Genomic DNA, 15871 nt, shown 5'->3' with positions numbered 1-15871 from the left:
TTGCGCTCAGCCGCCCGGCGTGAGCGCAAAGCCCTCGTCGAGCCAGCCGGCAATGCCGCCGATCATCATCTTGACCGGCAGCCCGAGCTGCGCGAGGCGGATGGCCGCCCGGTTGGCGCCGTTGCAATGCGGACCGGCGCAGTAGACGACGAAAAGCCCGGTCTTCGGATACTCTGCCATCCGCTCCGCGGTCATGGTCCGGTGCGGAATGTTGATGGCGCCCGCGATGTGGCCCTTCGCGAACGAGGCCGGGCCGCGGACGTCGACCAGGATGAAGTCCGGAGCGGCCGCGCGGAGGCTCTCGTGAACGTCCCAGCAATCGGTCTCGAATCCGAGCATCGTCTCGAAATGCTGGAGCGCCAGCGCTGAGGGAGCGGCGGGTACTTCGGTAACATGCGTGGTCATTGGGTCTCCATTCGGTGATGTAAACAGACCCGAAGCTCGCCCGAGATGCCCGGCGCCCCAAGTGACGGATCCGACAAAGTCCGGTAAGTTTCCGCCAATGCCTCCAGCCGCAGCCAGCAGCCATCGTCAGGATCCCGGCCTCGTCGCCGTCATTGCCTATGACGGGCTGTGCACGTTCGAGTTCGGCATCGCGGTCGAAGTGTTCGGACTGCCGCGGCCGGAGTTCGATTTCTCCTGGTATCGGTTCAAGGTGGTCTCGGCCGAGGGACGGCGGTCACGCGCGATCGGCGGCATCGTCGTTGAGGCCGGCGCGCCGCTCTCGCGCCTGAAGGACGCCCGCACGATCATCGTGCCGGGGTGGCGCGATCGCACCGAGCGGCCGCCCGAGCGCCTGCTGCGCGCCATCTCGCAGGCGGCTGCGCGCGGCGCGCGATGCCTGTCGATCTGCTCCGGCGTGTTCGTGCTCGCAGCCGCAGGCCTGCTGGACGGCAAACGCGCCACGACGCATTGGCGGCACATCCCCGACCTGAAGCGGCTCTACCCCCGCATTCAGGTCGAGGAGGACACGCTCTATGTCGACGAGGGCAACGTCATCACCTCGGCCGGCAGCGCGGCGGGCATCGACGCCTGCCTGCATCTGGTCCGGCGTGATTTCGGCAGCAAGGTTGCGAACACCGTTGCGCGGCGGTTGGTGATGCCGCCGCACCGGGACGGCGGGCAGGCGCAGTACGTTGTCGCACCGGTCCAGGCGCGCCCGGGACGGACGATCGGCGAGGTCATGGACTGGGCACGGGCGCGACTAGCGCAGCCGATTGCGATCAGCGCGATGGCAAAACGCGCCGGGATGAGCGAGCGGACTTTGCTGCGGTCGTTCAAGGACAGCACCGGCGCGAGCCCTGCGGCTTGGCTGCAGCAGGAGCGCATGGCGCGGGCGCGGGAGCTGCTGGAGACTGCGACGCTCTCCCTGGCGGACATCTCGGCGCAGTGCGGCTACCGGTCGCTCGAAACGTTTCGCGTCGCTTTCCGTCGCATCGTCGGAACATCGCCCGCGGCGTATCGCCGGCGCTTCGAGGCGCGCCCGACATCAGCCAGCGTCGCTCGCTCAAGCCACCAGCGCGTTGCCAGATGAGGCACCGTCCATGGCATCTCGCTGCGCCTGCAACAGCCGGACGATGTCGACATTGGGCCGGGGCCGGCTGAACAGATAACCCTGCCCTTCATGGCAGCCCTCGGCGCGCAGGCAGCGCAGCTCGGCCTCGGTCTCGACGCCCTCGGCCGTGATGATGACGCCGAGCCCCTTGCCGAGGCTGACGATCGAGCGGACGATCGCCTGCGCCTCGCGATTGGCGGCGAGATCGCGGATGAAGGATTGGTCGACCTTGATCTTGTCGAACGGAAAGCTGCGCAGATAACTCAAGCTGGAATAGCCGGTGCCGAAATCATCCATCGAGATGCGGACGCCGAGCGCGCGTAGCGCATGCAGGGTCGCCAGCACCTGGCCGCTCTTTTCAAGCACCAGGGTCTCGGTGATCTCGAGCTCGAGCCGGCTCGGTGGCAGGCCCGACTGCTTCAGCACGTCCATGACCAGCGACAGCACGTTGCCGACGCGAAACTGCAGCGGCGACATGTTCACGGCGACGCGGACGTCGTCCGGCCATTTTGCAGCGTCGCTGCAGGCCTGGCGCAGCATCGCGCGGCCAAGCGCCGAGATCAGGCCGGTGTCCTCGGCGACCGGGATGAACTCCGACGGCGGGATCATGCCGCGCTCGGGATGCGGCCAGCGCACCAGCGCCTCGAACCCGGTGATGCGTCCGGTCGAGAGGTCGATCAGCGGCTGATAATGCGGCTGCAGCACGTCGCGCTGGATGGCCTCGCGCAGCTCGGATTCGATCTTGCGCCGGCTCTGCGCGCGGGCATCCATGCCGGGTTCGAAATAGCTGAAGGTGCCGCGCGTCTCGTTCTTGGCACGCGACAGCGCCATGTCGGCATTCTTGAGCAGCTTCTCGGCATCGTCGCCGTCGTTCGGCGCCATGGCGATGCCGATCGTGGCGCCGATCGTCACCGAGCTGCCGTCGATGAGATAAGGATCGGCGATCGCCTGCAACAGCCGGCGGCAGAGCTGGGCCGCATCCTCCGGCCGTGCCTGCCCGCCTTGCACCACCGCGAACTCGTCGGAGTTGAGACGGGCGACGATGTCCTCCTGGCGCAGGATCGAGCGCAGCCGCTTGCCGACCCCGCGCAGCAGCCGGTCGCCGACGGCGTGGCCCAGCGTGTCGTTGATCGACTTGAAATGGTCGAGGCCGAGCACCAGCACGGCGATTTTCTCGGAGCCGCGCCGCATCTGGGCGAGCTTGTCATCGATCTTCTGGCGCAGCAGGTTGCGGCTCGGCAGGCCGGTCAGTGCATCGTGCTGGGCCAGGAAGGCGAGCCGCGCCTCGGCGCGCTTGCGTTCGGTGATGTCCATCAGCGCCAGCAGCACGGCGGGCTGGCTGTTGTGGACGAGATGGCGTGAATAGATCGCGAGATCGATCAGGGCGCCATCGGCGCGGACATGCTTCCAGGTGCGCGCCGCCTGCTCCTCGCCGGACTGCTCGCCGGCCCAGGGCGGCTCGCTCTCATAGGCCTGCAGGTTGCGGATGCCGAGCCGCTCGAAGGCGGCGCGGCTATAGCCGTAATGCTGGGCCGCCGCTTCGTTGACGCCGAGCACGCGCCCATCATCCGTCGCGCAGACGATCATCGGCACCGGATTGCCGTCGAATAGCAGGCGGAACGACTCCTCGCGCTGCTTCAATTCGGTGATGTCGACGCGCAGGCCGACGATCCCGCCATCGCCGGTCAGGCGCTCCTCGATCAGGATGGTGCGGCCGTCGGACAATTTCTGCTCGTGGCGGCCGCTCGGCTGGAACAGCCTCTCCAGCCGCTCGGCGATCCATTCCTCCTCGCGCCCGGCGGCTTCCGGATAATCGCCCCGCGCCACGCCGACCCGGATGGTGTCCTGCAGCCGCGCGCCGGCTTCGAACAGGTCCGAGCTGCGGTTGTAGATTTCGGCGTATTTCTTGTTCCAGAGAATGTAGCGGCCGTCGGCGTCGAGGAACACGATCCCCTCGGGAAGAATGTCGATCGCTTCGATGAGACGATCATGCGCCTTCTTCGCCTCCGCCATCGCCACTTCGGCGCACTTGCCCGCGCTCTCATCGACGGGGCCGAGGTTGCGCAGGTTGTGCCGCCGCAATTTCGGGCTCGGCTTGACCGGGTGAATTGCATCGCGGGCGCTTGGCACGCGATTGCGCTTTTTTGCCGTGGGTGGCCGAACGGGCCGCATTGCGTGCCTCACTCTCCTTCTCGACGAGCAGTTTTCGGCCACGTTTCTGAAAAAATGGTATCTTGATGCAGGGCACGACAGCCACTGGTTACGGGAACAGGCAGATGCACTCGCGTATTTGGAGAGCTGAGACTTGCGCAGAGGATCAACCAAGGGCTGCGGTACAACCAGCGATAAGTGACGTCGGTTGCCGCAGACCAAAAAAGACCCGCATACCGTGCAATGGCCCCGCGCACGGTGTTCATTTACCGAACGAACTCACGCAATTGAGCCGTGTTCAGCCGGTTCCGCCAATCCGGCAGCAGGGTTAAAGTCAGGTTAAAGTGGCTCGAATGCCTGACGTGACGCAGAATTGGACATCTCGACCGGTCGGCAGCCGCTACACTCGCTCCATGCATGTCCGCCTGATTCTGGTCGCCATCATCAGTTCGGCCGTCATTGCCGCGACGGCTCCGGCCCATGCCCAGGACAAGGGCAGCGTCGAGCCGAAGACCCTGCCGCCCTTGGCGCATCCGGACGATCCGGATACACCGGCCAAGGAGCTGTTCGCCCGCAGGATCCTGCCGTCGGCGCAACCGACCAAGGTGATTGGAACCTATAATCGCGGCTGCATCGCCGGCGCCGAGCGAATGCCGATCAATGGCGAGGGCTGGCAGGTGATGCGGCTGTCGCGCAACCGCAATTTCGGTCATCCCAACCTGATCGCGCTGCTGAAACGGCTGGCGACCCGCGCGCACAAGGATGCCGGCTGGCCCGGCATCCTGGTCGGCGACATCAGCCAGCCGCGCGGCGGGCCAGCGCTGAGCGGCCATGCCAGCCATCAGATCGGGCTCGACGCCGACATCTGGCTGACGCCCATGCCCGACCATCGGCTGTCGCGCAACGAGCGCGAGGAGATGTCGGCGGTCATGATGGTGCGGCCCGATCGCCTCGACGTCGATCCGCGCGTGTTCACGAAGGGCCACCTCGCCGTGATCCGCACCGCCGCGCAGGAGCGGTCGGTGCAACGCATCTTCGTCAACGCTGCGATCAAGAAGGCGCTGTGCCGTGACGCTAGGGGGGACCGCAGCTGGCTCACCAAGGTGCGACCGTGGTGGGGTCACGACTATCATTTCCACATCCGCATGGTGTGCCCGCCGGGCAACCCGGACTGTCATGGCCAGACCGACCAGGAGGGCGGCGACGGCTGCGGCGACCTCGACTATTGGTTCTCGGACGCGGTGCTGCATCCGCCGCCGCCGAAAGAGCCGCCCAAGCCGCCGCAACCGATCACGATGGCGCAACTGCCGCCTGGCTGCCGGGCGGTGCTGCATGCGCCGGACGCCAAGAATTGATGCGACCGAAAGCCGACACGACGAAGGAGTCGCAGGAGCGGCTGGATCGCTCTCGGATGACGGCGCTCGCACCGTGAGCGCGACGATCGAAGGGGATGACGGTCCCTCCACCTCCTGTTATCGCGGTATCGAAATGCCGCGGGTTGCTGCGCGGCGTAACGGTAGCGAGTCCGTCATGATCCTGATCCGTCCCGCCGTGACTGCCCTCCTCCTCACGCTGGCCGCCAGCACGGTCGCGCTCGCCGCCGAGCCGAGCGGCTGCGACAAGTTCAAATGGGACATCGCGCGCGAGCGTGCCGCCCTGACCGCAGCCGACCGCGAGAAGCTCGCATCGGGTGTGGAGGTCGCCACCATCCCTGCGACCGGCATCGTGCTGGAGCTGCGTCCGGCGGCTGAGGCCAAGCTGGCGGTGCCGCCGGAACGCGCGCCCAAGGACGGCACTTTCGCCGGCCTCGCGCGGATTACCGCGGCGCCCAAAGCCGGCGTGTACACGATCAGCCTATCAGCCGCGGCCTGGATCGACGTCGTGCAGGACGGCAAGATCCTCAAGCCGGCCGGCTTCAGCGGCGCCACCGATTGCGACGGCATCCGCAAGACCATGAAGTACGAACTGAGATCGCAGCCCCTCGTGCTGCAGGTCAGCGGCGCGCCGGAGAATACGATCTCGATCGCCGTCCTGCCGGCGGCAGAATGACGCTCACACCCCCGCGACCGACGACCAGACACTGGCCAGCCTGCGCTTCATCCGCTCCTTGCGCGTCAGCACCGGCACATCCTCCTCGTCCTCCGGCAGGCGCAGGCCGACCACATTGACGCGGCCGCCGGAGATCGAGCGAGCGACCAGCACGATGGTATCGAGCGCCACGGTCGCGCCTTCCCTCGGCGCGTTGTCGAGGTGAATGTCGAAATAGTCGGCGAGCGTCAGCTTGTCCTCGCCCTCGTCGAGCTTGACGCCATAGATGCCGGCGACCTCGTCGAGCGTATGCTCGGCCGAGACCATGAAGTCGCCGAGCAGATGCGGGTCGGGCGCCGCCGACGGCGGCATGTCGACGAAGAAACGGTCGAGCGACTCGGCCTTTTCCGGCGGTGCCAGCAGATAGAGATAGTCGCCCGGCGCGATCGGCTCGGCCTCGGGCGGCGACAGAATCTGCTCGTTGCGGATCACCAGCGTCGGCTTCGACCAGGACGGGATCAGGCCGCGGCGGAAGTACAGGCTCTTGGAGCGGATCGAATAGCCGACCAGCTGCTGCTCGAGCTGGCCGGGCAGATCGAGCTCGATGCGGCGCGGGCCCCGATCGGTGCGCGGCAGCGCCACGTGCAGCTTGCGCGCGGCCACGCCGAGCGTCCAGCCCTGCGCGAGCAGCGAGATGATCACGACCACGAACGCGACGTCGAAATAGAGATAGGCCTTGGACAGCCCGACCAGCAGCGGGATCGAGGCGAGGAAGATCGCGACCGCGCCGCGCAGGCCGGTCCAGGCGATGAACGCCTTCTCCCGCCAGTTGAAGCGGAACGGATAGAGGCAGAGAAACACCGCGACAGGTCGCGCCACCAGCATCAGCATCAGTGCAACAGCGATCGCCGGCAGCAGGCTGTCGAGCAGCCGCTGCGGCGACACCAGCAGCCCGAGCAGCACGAACATCACGATCTGGGCGAGCCAGGTCGCGGCATCGAGGAAGGTGACGACAGAGTTGTGCGCGCGGGTCGGACGGTTGCCGACGATGAGGCCGGCGAGATAGACCGCGAGGAAGCCGGAGCCGTGGGCGATCTGCGCCATGCCGAAGATGACCAAAGCGGCCGTGGTCACGAACGGCGCGTGCAGACCCTGCGGCAGCGCCACCCGGTTGAGGCCGATGACGACGAGGCGGCCGCCGACGATGCCGAACAGCGTGCCGAGCACCGCTTCGCGGACCAGCTCGAACGCGAAATGTCCGAACGAGCCGTGACCGACCGAGATCAGCTCGACCAGCATCAGCGTGAGGAACACCGCGAACGGATCGTTGCTGCCGGACTCCGCCTCCAGCGTGGCGCCGACGCGCGGGCGCAGCCGCAAGCCCTGGGCGTGCACCAGCAGGAACACGGCCGCGGCATCGGTCGAGGCGATGACGGCGCCGACCAGCATCGCCTCGGTCCAGCCGAGGTCGAGGGCATATTTCGCCACCGGCGCGGTGATGAACGCGGTCATCAGCACGCCCACGGTGGCGAGCACCATCGAGGGCGCCAGCACGGTGCGGATGCTCTGGAAGCGCGTGCGCAGGCCGCCGTCGAACAGGATCAGCGCCAGCGCGACGGAGCCGACCAGATAGGTGGTACGGACGTCCTGAAATTCGATATGACCAGGGCCGGAATCGCCCGCCAGCATACCGATGACCAGGAACACCAGCAGCAGCGGTGCGCCGAAGCGCAGCGCCAGCAGGCTCGACAGGATACCGGCCATAACGAGGACCGCACCGAGGAGGATGGCAATGCTGACGGCGTCGAGGGATGTCATGAAAAAACGCTGATGAATCCGAGTTTTACATCCTTATCGTCGCCACACTTGCACGCCAACCGGATTTGCTCCTATCGCGGCGATATGCCCATTTTTCCATCCTTGGCCGTGTTCGGGGTATATTTCGCGGCAATCGCCCGTGACGAACACGAACTAAATCCCGCTGATCCCGCCAACCCGCGCCACTGTTCCCCTCCGAGACCCCGCTGATGGACCTCGACCTGAAAGACGTTCTCGAATTCCTGCAGACCGTTGGCCGCTCGATCGGCGCCGAGGTCACCTCGCCGTGGTTCTATCTTCAACTCGGGCTGGTGCTGAGCGGCGCCGGCATTGCCTTTGCGGCACGCGCCGCCGTGCGCGCGCGCATCGACATGACCTCGCTGGCGATGGGCTGGCCGGGCCCGCTGCGGCAGCTGCTACGGGTGCTGCTGGAGAGCGTCGCCACGGTCGTGTTCGTGATCCTGATGCGGATCGCCCGCACCGGCATGTTGCTGTGGACCTGGCCGAGCCGCAGCTACCTGCTCGCCGTCGCGCTCAAGCTGGCGCTGGCCTGGCTCGTGATCCGGCTGATCACCTCGGTGATCCGCAGCACCTTCATCGTGCAGATCGTGTCGATCTCGGCCTGGCTGGTCGCCGCGCTCAGCATCATCGGCCAGCTCGACAACGTGGTCGACGCGCTCGATTCCATCTCGGTCGTGCTCGGCGGCCTCAGGCTGACGCCGCTGCTGGTGATCAAGCTCGGCGTGCTGCTGCTGGGCGTGCTGTGGCTGACCAACATCGCCAGCAATTTCGTCGAGAGCCGCATCACCCGCTCGACCGACCTGACACCGTCCATCCAGGTGCTCTTGATCAAGATGGTCCGCATGGGCCTGATGATCCTCGGCGTCGCGATTGCGATCAGCGCGGTCGGCATCAACCTGTCGGCGCTCGCGATCTTCTCGGGCGCCGCCGGTGTCGGTATCGGCCTCGGCCTGCAGCGCATCGTCGCCAATTTCGTCGCCGGCATCATCCTGCTGGCCGACAAATCGGTGAAGCCGGGCGATCTCGTCACCATCGGCGACAGCTCGGGGCGCATCAGCGCGATGAACACGCGCTACATCTCGGTCGCCGCCGGCGACGGCCGCGAGTTCCTGATCCCGAACGAGGACCTTGTCACCCAGAAGGTGACCAACTGGACCTACACCGACAAGAACACGCTGGTGAAGGTCAATTTCGGCACCAACTACGACGCCGATCCCAGGGTCGTCTGCAAGCTCGCCACCGAGATCGCGGCCGAGACGCCGCGCACCTTGAAATCGAAGGCGCCGAACTGCCTGCTGACCGAGTTCACCGAGGCCGGCATGAAGTTCTCGCTGACCACATGGATCGCCGACCCCAGCTACATGGACAGCGTCAAGAGCGAGGTGATGCTGGCGCTGTGGGAGGCATTCAAGCGCGAGGGCATCAGGGTGCCGTATCCGGTGCGAGAGCTTCGCGTTCGCGGCGGTGCGCTGCCGGTGGAGACCACGCTGGAGGTGCCGACCGGCTAGGCGGCAGATCCGGCCGTGCACACCCGGCTTGCACCGGCCGGCACGATCATTAAATTAGGCGATCACCCCGCGACACCCCTGAGAACGAAACAGGCCCATGAACTATATCGAAGCGACCGACACCACTGCGCGCAAGAACGGCCAGATCAAGCTGCACGGCCCGAGCGGCTTTGCCGGCATGCGCAAGGCCGGCGCGCTGGTGTCGAGGTGCCTCGATGCGCTCACCGACATCGTCAAGCCGGGCGTGCCGACCTCGCGGATCGACGATTTCGTCCGCGACTTCGCCTTCAGCCACGGCGCCTATCCGGCGACGCTGATGTATCGCGGCTATCGCTACTCGACCTGCACGTCGATCAACCACGTGGTCTGCCACGGCATGCCGAACGACCGGCCGCTGAAGGAAGGCGACATCATCAATGTCGACGTCACCTTCATCGTCGACGGCTGGTACGGCGATTCGAGCCGCATGTATGGGATCGGCCCGATCGCGCGCAAGGCCGAGCGGCTGATCGAGGTCACCTACGAATCGATGATGCGCGGCATCGCCGCGGTGAAGCCCGGCGCCACCACCGGCGACATCGGCCATGCGATCCAGAGCTTCGTCGAGCCGCAGGGCATGAGCGTGGTGCGCGACTTCTGCGGCCATGGCCTCGGCCGGCTGTTCCACGACGAGCCGAACATCATCCATGTCGGCCGCCCCGGCGAGGGCGTGCTGCTCAAGCCCGGCATGTTCTTCACCATCGAGCCGATGATCAATCTCGGCAAGCCGCATGTGAAGATCCTGTCCGACGGCTGGACCGCGGTGACGCGGGACCGCTCGCTGTCGGCGCAGTTCGAGCATTCGGTCGGCGTCACCGCCGACGGCGTCGAGATCTTCACGCTGTCGGAGCGCCATGGCGAGAAGCCGCTGACGCAGGTGTGAGCGCCGCCTCGGGCCGAATGGTCGCCGGGCGTCCGATTGTTGCCATGTCCGGCTGATCGACTGCCGCCTCCATAGCATGCGATTGCGGGAGGCAGCTCTGACCATCGCAACACGCCGTGGCGTTCTCGGCCTTCTCTCCGCGGGCGCAGCGCTGCTGACGCCGCCGGCGCGCGCCGCGTCGGAGACAGTTCCTGCATTGGCGAATGCCGACGATGCCTGCATCCTGACGCCGCAGTCGGAGTCGGGACCCTATTATCTCGATCCCAAGCTGGTGCGCGCCGAGATCGCCGAGGACCGGCCGGGCGTCCCGCTCAGGCTGCGCCTTCGCGTCATCGAGGCCGGCTCCTGCGCACCGATCCCGGGCGCACGGGTCGACGTCTGGCACTGCGACGCCCGCGGCATCTATTCGGGCTATCCCGGCCAGAGCGACAATCACAAGCTCGACCAGAGCGGCAAGACGTTCCTGCGCGGCACCCAGATGGCCGATGCCGCCGGCTGGGCCGGCTTCAGGACGATCTATCCCGGCTGGTATGCCGGCCGCGCCACCCACATCCACTTTAGGGTGTTTGTCGACGAGGCCACGGTGTTGACGGGACAGACCTTCTTTCCCGAGGCGCTGAACGAGTTCATCTACACCAACGTGCCCGACTACACCGGACGGCCTAAGCAGCGGCTCGTCATCAACGCCAACGACCGCGTCGCGACCGAGGCCGATCCCGATCACCGCGCGCATTGCGCGGTGAAGGAGGAGCGCGACCATTATCTCGCAACATTGACGCTGGCTGTGAGCCGCAACCCGGCCGCCGCGGTCGAGATGCCCACCGGCAAGCTGCCCCCGGCGCCGTGGATCAAGGACCGGCTGGCGGCGCTGGTGCCCGGGCTGAAGCGCAGCCCGTTCTGATCAATCCGGCTCGGTGAACTGATAGGCCAGCGCGGCGAGCGGCAGCGCCGTGCCGAATGCGGCGGCGGCCGTCCAGCCGCCATGCACATAGGCCCACGCACCGAGGCCCGACCCTGCAGCGCCCGCGACGAAGAAGGTGGTCATGTAGAGCCCGTTGAGTCGGCTGCGCTGGCCGGCGCCGAGCACGAACAGCACGCGATAGCCGAGAATGAGGCTGAGCTGCGCGCCGCAATCGATCGCGATGGCGGCGATCACCAGCGAGATCAACGACCAATTCGTTCCGAGCGGGACCGTCAGTGTCAGCGCGAACCCGGCAGCGCACAGCACCATCGACGCAACCGTCGCCGGCCTCGTCCAGCCGCGGTCGGCGATGCGGCCGGCGACCGGCGCCATGATCGCGCCGGCGACGCCGGCCAGCGCGAACAGGGCGATGCCGGTCTGCGACATCCGGAAATCGGACCCGGCCAGCAGCAGCGGTGACGTGGTCCAGAACACGCTGAAGCCGCCGAACAGCGCGGCCTGGTACAGTGCCCGGCGGCGCAGCGCCGGCGTGTCGCGATAGAGCTCGACCATCGAGCCGAGCAGCTGGCCGTAGCTCAGCCGCGCCTGCGGCTCACGCGGCGGCAGGGCTAGGCGCAGCACGACGGCAAGGATCAGCATGGCAAGCGCCGAGGCCGCATAGATGACGTGCCAGGAGGCATGGGCCGCGACGAAGCTCGCGAGCGGCCGCGCCAGCATGATGCCGAGCATCAGACCGGTGGTGACATTGCCGACGACGCGGCCGCGGATCGCCTCCGGCGCCATATGGCCGGCATACGGGATCAGGATCTGCACCGCGACCGAGCCGAAGCCGATCAGCAGCGCCGAGAGCAGGAATGTCGATGGGCTCGTCGCCAGGGCCGCACAGCCGAGTGCGGCGGCGCCGACGATGATAGTCGTGATGACGAGCTTGCGGTTTTCGATGAGGTCGCCGAGCGGCACCACGAACAAGAGACCTGCGCCGTAGCCGATCTGGCTCATCGTCACCAGCAGTCCCGCGAGCTGCGGCCGCAGCCCGAGGTCGGCGCTGATCGGCCCGATCAACGGCTGCGCATAATAGATGTTGGCGACGATCAGCCCGCAGGAAAAGGCCAATAGCAGCGTGATCCAGGCGGACAGCGAGTCGCCGGAATCGGACGTGATGGTGGTCAACGCGGATCTCTCTCGGGCGGAAACGGCAGGCCATAGGGCCTTATGAGAACAGAGGCTGTCGAGCTGTGATTTTGCATCGCAGCATTCAAGCCCGACATAGGTGCTGAGGTCCCCCGCACCAATTCACGTCTACGTGGGCGCTGCATCGCCCAAGCCGGAGCGGAGGGGGCAGGCAATCGAGGCCGCTAGCGCATGCCACGCGCTGACGTTTCGGTCTCTTCGGTGCGCCGGCCGCCGATCAGCCGCGGCAGCAGCATCGGCACCCGCTGGCGGTAGCGCCGATAGCTCTCGCCGAACTCGACAATCAGGTCCCGCTCCTCGAGCTGCAGCCCGATCAGGATGTAGGCCGTGCTGAGGACCGCGAACAGCAAATGACCGACCGACATCTCCGGCGTGGCCCAGAACGCGAGCAGGAAGCCCAGCATCAGCGGGTGGCGCACCAGGCGATACAGCAGCGGGGTCTTGAACGGCTGCGCCGTCGCATCGGTGCCGCGGAGGGCGAGGACGGCCTGCCGCAGGCCGAACAGATCGAAATGATCGATCATGTAGGTCGAGCTGAGCGCGATGAGCCAGCCGAGCCAGTGGACGCCGGTCAGCACGGCCGCGGCGACGCCCTCGACGCGCCAGACCGGGATCGGGATCGGACGCCATTGCCAGAACAGCAGCAGCAGGATCACGCTGGACAGCAGCACATAGGTGCTACGCTCGGCCGCCGCCGGAATGATGCGCGTGAACCACCGTTTGAAGGCCGGACGCGCCATCACGCTGTGCTGGGCCGCAAACAGCGCCAGCAGCAGCACGTCGACGACGACGGCCTCGGTCACGGTGCTGGACTCGCCCACGTCGATCGACTTGGCCGTGAGATAGTTGTAATTGCCGACGAAACCGACCGCCCAGACGAACGACCCAAGAAAGACGGCATAGCTCGTGATGGCGTAGAGCATGATGAGGAGACGTCCGGACATGAATGTTTCCTTGTTGCATCGAGGACGGCATGGCCGTGATCGAGACGCCCGATCCTGGGATCGTTCACGTCCCGCGCGAGCCTGAGCCTTACCAATCGACCGTCCCCCGAGCGTCCCCCGGACGCAGCCATGCAGGTCGCACGACAATGGTTCAGTTCCGCGTCCGGACATTCGGCTTTCCCGAGCTGCATCGCGACGGCCAGCCATGCCCGCTGTCGCTGCGCAAGGGCCTCGCTCTGCTGGTCTATCTGGCGGAGGCCAAGGGCCCCGTCGCGCGGGACGTTCTGGCGACGATGCTCTGGCCCGAGAGTTCCGAGGAGGTGGCGCGGGCGCGGCTGCGGCGCCTGCTGCACCGGCTCCAGCTCACGCTCGGCGACGGCTGCCTCACCATCGATCGCGCGACGATTCGGTGGGCGGCCGCGGTCGAGCTGGAGGTCGAATCCGGGCTGTTCGAAACGGCCTGCGACCGCGGCGAATTCGAGCTGGCCTGCCGCCTCTATGCAGGTGACTTCCTCGACGGCTTCACGCCCGGCGATTGTCCGCAGTTCGAGGAATGGGCCTTCTTCCGGCGCGAAGCCTTGCGCGGCCGGGCGGTCCAGGCGCTGGAGCGCGTGGTGCAGGATCGCAGCGCGGCCGGTGACCATTCCGCGGCGGCGGCCCACGCCCGGCGCCTCGTCGCGTTCGATCCGCTCAGCGAGGTCTATGGCCGCGCCCTGATCCGCAGCCTGCTGCTGGCCGGCGACCGCGCCGCCGCCGAGCGTCATCTCGACGCCCTGACACAGCGCCTGCGCGACGAGCTCGGCGTCTCCCCCGAACCGGATACGCTGGCGCTGCTGACGCAGGGCGTCGCGGCGCAAGGCGAGAGCGCGCCGCCGACGCGCTATGTCCTGGGCGACGGCGTTCATCTGGCCTATCAGACCTACGGCACCGGTCCGCTGGACATTCTGCTGCTGCCCGGCTTCGTCTCGCATGTCGAGCGGATCTGGGAGGAGCCGCGCTGTCGGGCCTTGCTGTCCGCGCTCGCCAGAATCGGCCGTCTGATCCTGTTCGATCGCCGCGGCATCGGGCTCTCCGACCGGGTCGGTTTCAGCCCGAGCGTGGAGGCGACGGCGCGCGACATCGCGACCGTGCTCGACGCCGCCGGCAGCCGGCGCACGGTGCTGCTCGGCGCCTCCGAGGGCGGACCGGCCTGCATCACCTTCGCGGCCGACCATCCCGAGCGTGTCGCCGGGCTGATCCTGTTCGCCTCGCTGGCCAAGGGCAGCGCGACATCAGACTATCCGCATGCGCTGCAGGCCGGCCAGTACGGCATCTGGCTGCGACAGCTCGTGGCCGAATGGGGCGGACCGGCGGGCATCGAGACGTTCGCACCGAGCCTGGCCGGCGATCCCCAGGCGCGGGCCTGGTGGGCCGGACTGCTTCGCGCGGCATCCAGCCCCGGCGCCATCAAGGGCCTGCTCGAAGCCTTCAGGGATATGGACGTCCGCCACCTGCTCGCCCGGGTCTCTGCACCGACCCTGGTGCTGCACCGACGCCGTGACCGCGCCGTACTCGTCGGGGCCGGGCGACATCTCGCCAGCCATATCCGCCACGCGCGCTTCGTCGAGCTCGACGGCGCCGACCATTGGATGTTCGCCGGCGATCAGAGGCCCGTCCTCGCCAGCATCGAAGCCTTTATCGGCAGTCTGCAGCCATAAGCAGGATCGCCCGGACGAGATGGACGTCGTCCGGTGCTGCTCACGCTCGTGATCCTGTTCGGCCTCGGGCGGCTGCTGTTCTGGCTCGGCTATGCCAGGGGCGCGGCGGGCCGCGCCTTCGGCGTTGCGCTCACCTTCTACCCCACAGCGTTCTCGCTCATCATCGGCCTCATCCTCGTGCTGACCGGGCGCGCGGCCTAGCAAGGCGCGCCCTGCGGCGCGCGAGCACTTCGAGGTTGCAAAAATGCGGCATCACGGCATGCTGACGCCGATGCCCGAGAAAGCCCCTCCTCCCAACGATACGCCGCCGGACACGCCGCACTATCACGGCCACCGGCAGCGGCTGCGCGAGCGCTTCCACAGCGCCGGCCCCGACGCGCTCAACGACTACGAGCTGCTGGAGATGGTGCTGTTCGCCGCGCTGCCGCGGCGCGACGTCAAGCCGCTGGCGAAGGCGCTGCTGAAGACGTTCGGATCGTTCGCCGAGGTGATCCACGCGCCGGAGCCGCGGCTGCGCGAGATCGACGGCGTCGGCGACGCCTCGATCACCCAGCTCAAGCTGATCGCCGCCGCCGCGCACCGCATCGCCAAGGGCGAGGTGCGGCAGAAGCACGCGCTGGCGTCATGGCAGGACGTCATCACCTATTGCCGCACCAGCATGGCGTTCGCCGACAAGGAGCAGTTCAGGCTGTTGTTTCTCGACAAGCGCAACCAGCTGATCGCCGACGAGGTGCAGCAGACCGGCACCGTCGATCACACGCCGGTCTATCCGCGCGAGGTGATCAAGCGCGCGCTCGAATTGTCGGCCACTGCGATCATCCTGGTGCACAATCACCCTTCGGGCGATCCGACGCCGTCGCAGGCCGACATCCGGATGACCAAGACGATCGTGGAGATCGCCAAGCCGCTCGGCATCACGGTTCACGATCACATCATCGTCGGCAAGAACGGCCACACCAGCCTGAAGAGCATCGGGGTGATGTGAAGGCGCGACGCCGACGAGACGACGCATGCAGCGTGCCGCGGTCGGAGCTGCCAAAAGATCGCCGCGGGATAGACGAAACGTCGGGCCGCGTTGAACCGGCCGTCTTCCCACGTCGGCTAATGCTGGCGA

At 67.1% G+C, this 15871-nt stretch carries 14 protein-coding genes; 9 read left to right on the top strand and 5 right to left on the bottom strand.

All coding sequences use genetic code 11. The features are described from left to right. Nucleotides 1–6: 6 nt before the first annotated feature. On the bottom strand, nt 7–405 hold the full coding sequence (locus QX135_RS23890; RefSeq protein ID WP_316177501.1) for a rhodanese-like domain-containing protein: 399 nt from the start codon (nt 403–405) through the stop codon (nt 7–9). A 97-nt stretch (nt 406–502) separates the two neighbouring features. Here QX135_RS23890 and ftrA point away from each other — a divergent pair, with 97 nt between their 5' ends. Continuing rightward, on the top strand, nt 503–1534 hold the full coding sequence (gene ftrA, locus QX135_RS23885) for a transcriptional regulator FtrA (RefSeq protein WP_316177504.1): 1032 nt from the start codon (nt 503–505) through the stop codon (nt 1532–1534). Here ftrA and QX135_RS23880 read toward each other — a convergent pair. Continuing rightward, a complete protein-coding gene (locus QX135_RS23880) occupies nt 1508–3727 on the bottom strand; it encodes a putative bifunctional diguanylate cyclase/phosphodiesterase (RefSeq protein ID WP_315775627.1) in 2220 nt (739 codons plus the stop codon). The genes ftrA and QX135_RS23880 overlap by 27 nt on opposite strands. Nucleotides 3728–4119: 392 nt before the next feature. Between QX135_RS23880 and mepA the strand changes: the two genes are divergently transcribed. Together mepA and QX135_RS23870 are read left to right on the top strand one after the other, a co-directional pair. Beyond that, entirely contained in the window at nt 4120–5061 is a 942-nt protein-coding gene (mepA, locus tag QX135_RS23875) for a penicillin-insensitive murein endopeptidase (protein WP_316177868.1), read from the top strand. Between the two features lie 175 nt (nt 5062–5236). Then, nucleotides 5237–5755: a hypothetical protein gene (locus QX135_RS23870; RefSeq protein WP_316177506.1), complete on the top strand. Its 519-nt coding sequence runs from the start codon at nt 5237–5239 to the stop codon at nt 5753–5755. Nucleotides 5756–5758: 3 nt separating this feature from the next. On the opposite strand, the gene QX135_RS23865 is transcribed toward QX135_RS23870, so the two are convergent. Next, nucleotides 5759–7552, bottom strand: a complete 1794-nt coding sequence (locus QX135_RS23865; protein WP_316177509.1) for a potassium/proton antiporter — start codon at nt 7550–7552, stop codon at nt 5759–5761. 209 nt (nt 7553–7761) lie between these two features. Here QX135_RS23865 and QX135_RS23860 point away from each other — a divergent pair, with 209 nt between their 5' ends. From QX135_RS23860 to QX135_RS23850, 3 genes are all read left to right on the top strand, one after another. Further along, nucleotides 7762–9081, top strand: a complete 1320-nt coding sequence (locus tag QX135_RS23860; RefSeq protein ID WP_315812564.1) for a mechanosensitive ion channel family protein — start codon at nt 7762–7764, stop codon at nt 9079–9081. A 97-nt stretch (nt 9082–9178) separates the two neighbouring features. Next, nucleotides 9179–10003, top strand: a complete 825-nt coding sequence (gene map, locus QX135_RS23855) for a type I methionyl aminopeptidase (RefSeq protein WP_315735018.1) — start codon at nt 9179–9181, stop codon at nt 10001–10003. A gap of 97 nt (nt 10004–10100) precedes the next feature. Continuing rightward, nucleotides 10101–10904, top strand: a complete 804-nt coding sequence (locus QX135_RS23850; RefSeq protein ID WP_316177870.1) for an intradiol ring-cleavage dioxygenase — start codon at nt 10101–10103, stop codon at nt 10902–10904. Here the strand turns inward: QX135_RS23850 and QX135_RS23845 are convergent, their stop codons facing one another. Both QX135_RS23845 and mddA read right to left on the bottom strand, forming a co-directional pair. Then, complete coding sequence (locus tag QX135_RS23845) at nt 10905–12095, bottom strand: MFS transporter (RefSeq protein ID WP_316177511.1); 1191 nt, start codon at nt 12093–12095, stop codon at nt 10905–10907. 185 nt (nt 12096–12280) lie between these two features. Further along, complete coding sequence (mddA, locus tag QX135_RS23840) at nt 12281–13060, bottom strand: methanethiol S-methyltransferase (RefSeq protein ID WP_316177513.1); 780 nt, start codon at nt 13058–13060, stop codon at nt 12281–12283. Nucleotides 13061–13206: 146 nt separating this feature from the next. Between mddA and QX135_RS23835 the strand changes: the two genes are divergently transcribed. From QX135_RS23835 to radC, 3 genes are all read left to right on the top strand, one after another. After that, the gene (locus QX135_RS23835; RefSeq protein ID WP_316177515.1) at nt 13207–14757 is read left to right on the top strand and encodes an alpha/beta fold hydrolase; all 1551 of its coding nucleotides are present in this window, start codon (nt 13207–13209) and stop codon (nt 14755–14757) included. Between the two features lie 33 nt (nt 14758–14790). Then, the gene (locus QX135_RS23830; RefSeq protein WP_315735026.1) at nt 14791–14958 is read left to right on the top strand and encodes a hypothetical protein; all 168 of its coding nucleotides are present in this window, start codon (nt 14791–14793) and stop codon (nt 14956–14958) included. 70 nt (nt 14959–15028) lie between these two features. Further along, on the top strand, nt 15029–15742 hold the full coding sequence (radC, locus tag QX135_RS23825) for a RadC family protein (protein WP_315735722.1): 714 nt from the start codon (nt 15029–15031) through the stop codon (nt 15740–15742). The last annotated feature ends 129 nt before the right edge of the window (nt 15743–15871 follow it).

The organism is Bradyrhizobium sp. SZCCHNR1098 (assembly GCF_032489375.1).
In the GTDB taxonomy this organism is placed as follows: Bacteria; Pseudomonadota; Alphaproteobacteria; order Rhizobiales; family Xanthobacteraceae; genus Bradyrhizobium.
This window is presented reverse-complemented; position numbering and strand designations above follow the sequence as displayed.

Bases quoted from the DNA above. Each gene is read 5' to 3' on its own strand.
- QX135_RS23890 (WP_316177501.1), bottom strand. From the start codon at position 405: ATGACCACGCATGTTACCGAAGTACCCGCCGCTCCCTCAGCGCTGGCG.
- ftrA (WP_316177504.1), top strand. From the start codon at position 503: ATGCCTCCAGCCGCAGCCAGCAGCCATCGTCAGGATCCCGGCCTCGTC.
- QX135_RS23880 (WP_315775627.1), bottom strand. From the start codon at position 3,727: ATGCGGCCCGTTCGGCCACCCACGGCAAAAAAGCGCAATCGCGTGCCA.
- mepA (WP_316177868.1), top strand. From the start codon at position 4,120: ATGCATGTCCGCCTGATTCTGGTCGCCATCATCAGTTCGGCCGTCATT.
- QX135_RS23870 (WP_316177506.1), top strand. From the start codon at position 5,237: ATGATCCTGATCCGTCCCGCCGTGACTGCCCTCCTCCTCACGCTGGCC.
- QX135_RS23865 (WP_316177509.1), bottom strand. From the start codon at position 7,552: ATGACATCCCTCGACGCCGTCAGCATTGCCATCCTCCTCGGTGCGGTC.
- QX135_RS23860 (WP_315812564.1), top strand. From the start codon at position 7,762: ATGGACCTCGACCTGAAAGACGTTCTCGAATTCCTGCAGACCGTTGGC.
- map (WP_315735018.1), top strand. From the start codon at position 9,179: ATGAACTATATCGAAGCGACCGACACCACTGCGCGCAAGAACGGCCAG.
- mddA (WP_316177513.1), bottom strand. From the start codon at position 13,060: ATGTCCGGACGTCTCCTCATCATGCTCTACGCCATCACGAGCTATGCC.
- QX135_RS23835 (WP_316177515.1), top strand. From the start codon at position 13,207: ATGGTTCAGTTCCGCGTCCGGACATTCGGCTTTCCCGAGCTGCATCGC.
- radC (WP_315735722.1), top strand. From the start codon at position 15,029: ATGCCCGAGAAAGCCCCTCCTCCCAACGATACGCCGCCGGACACGCCG.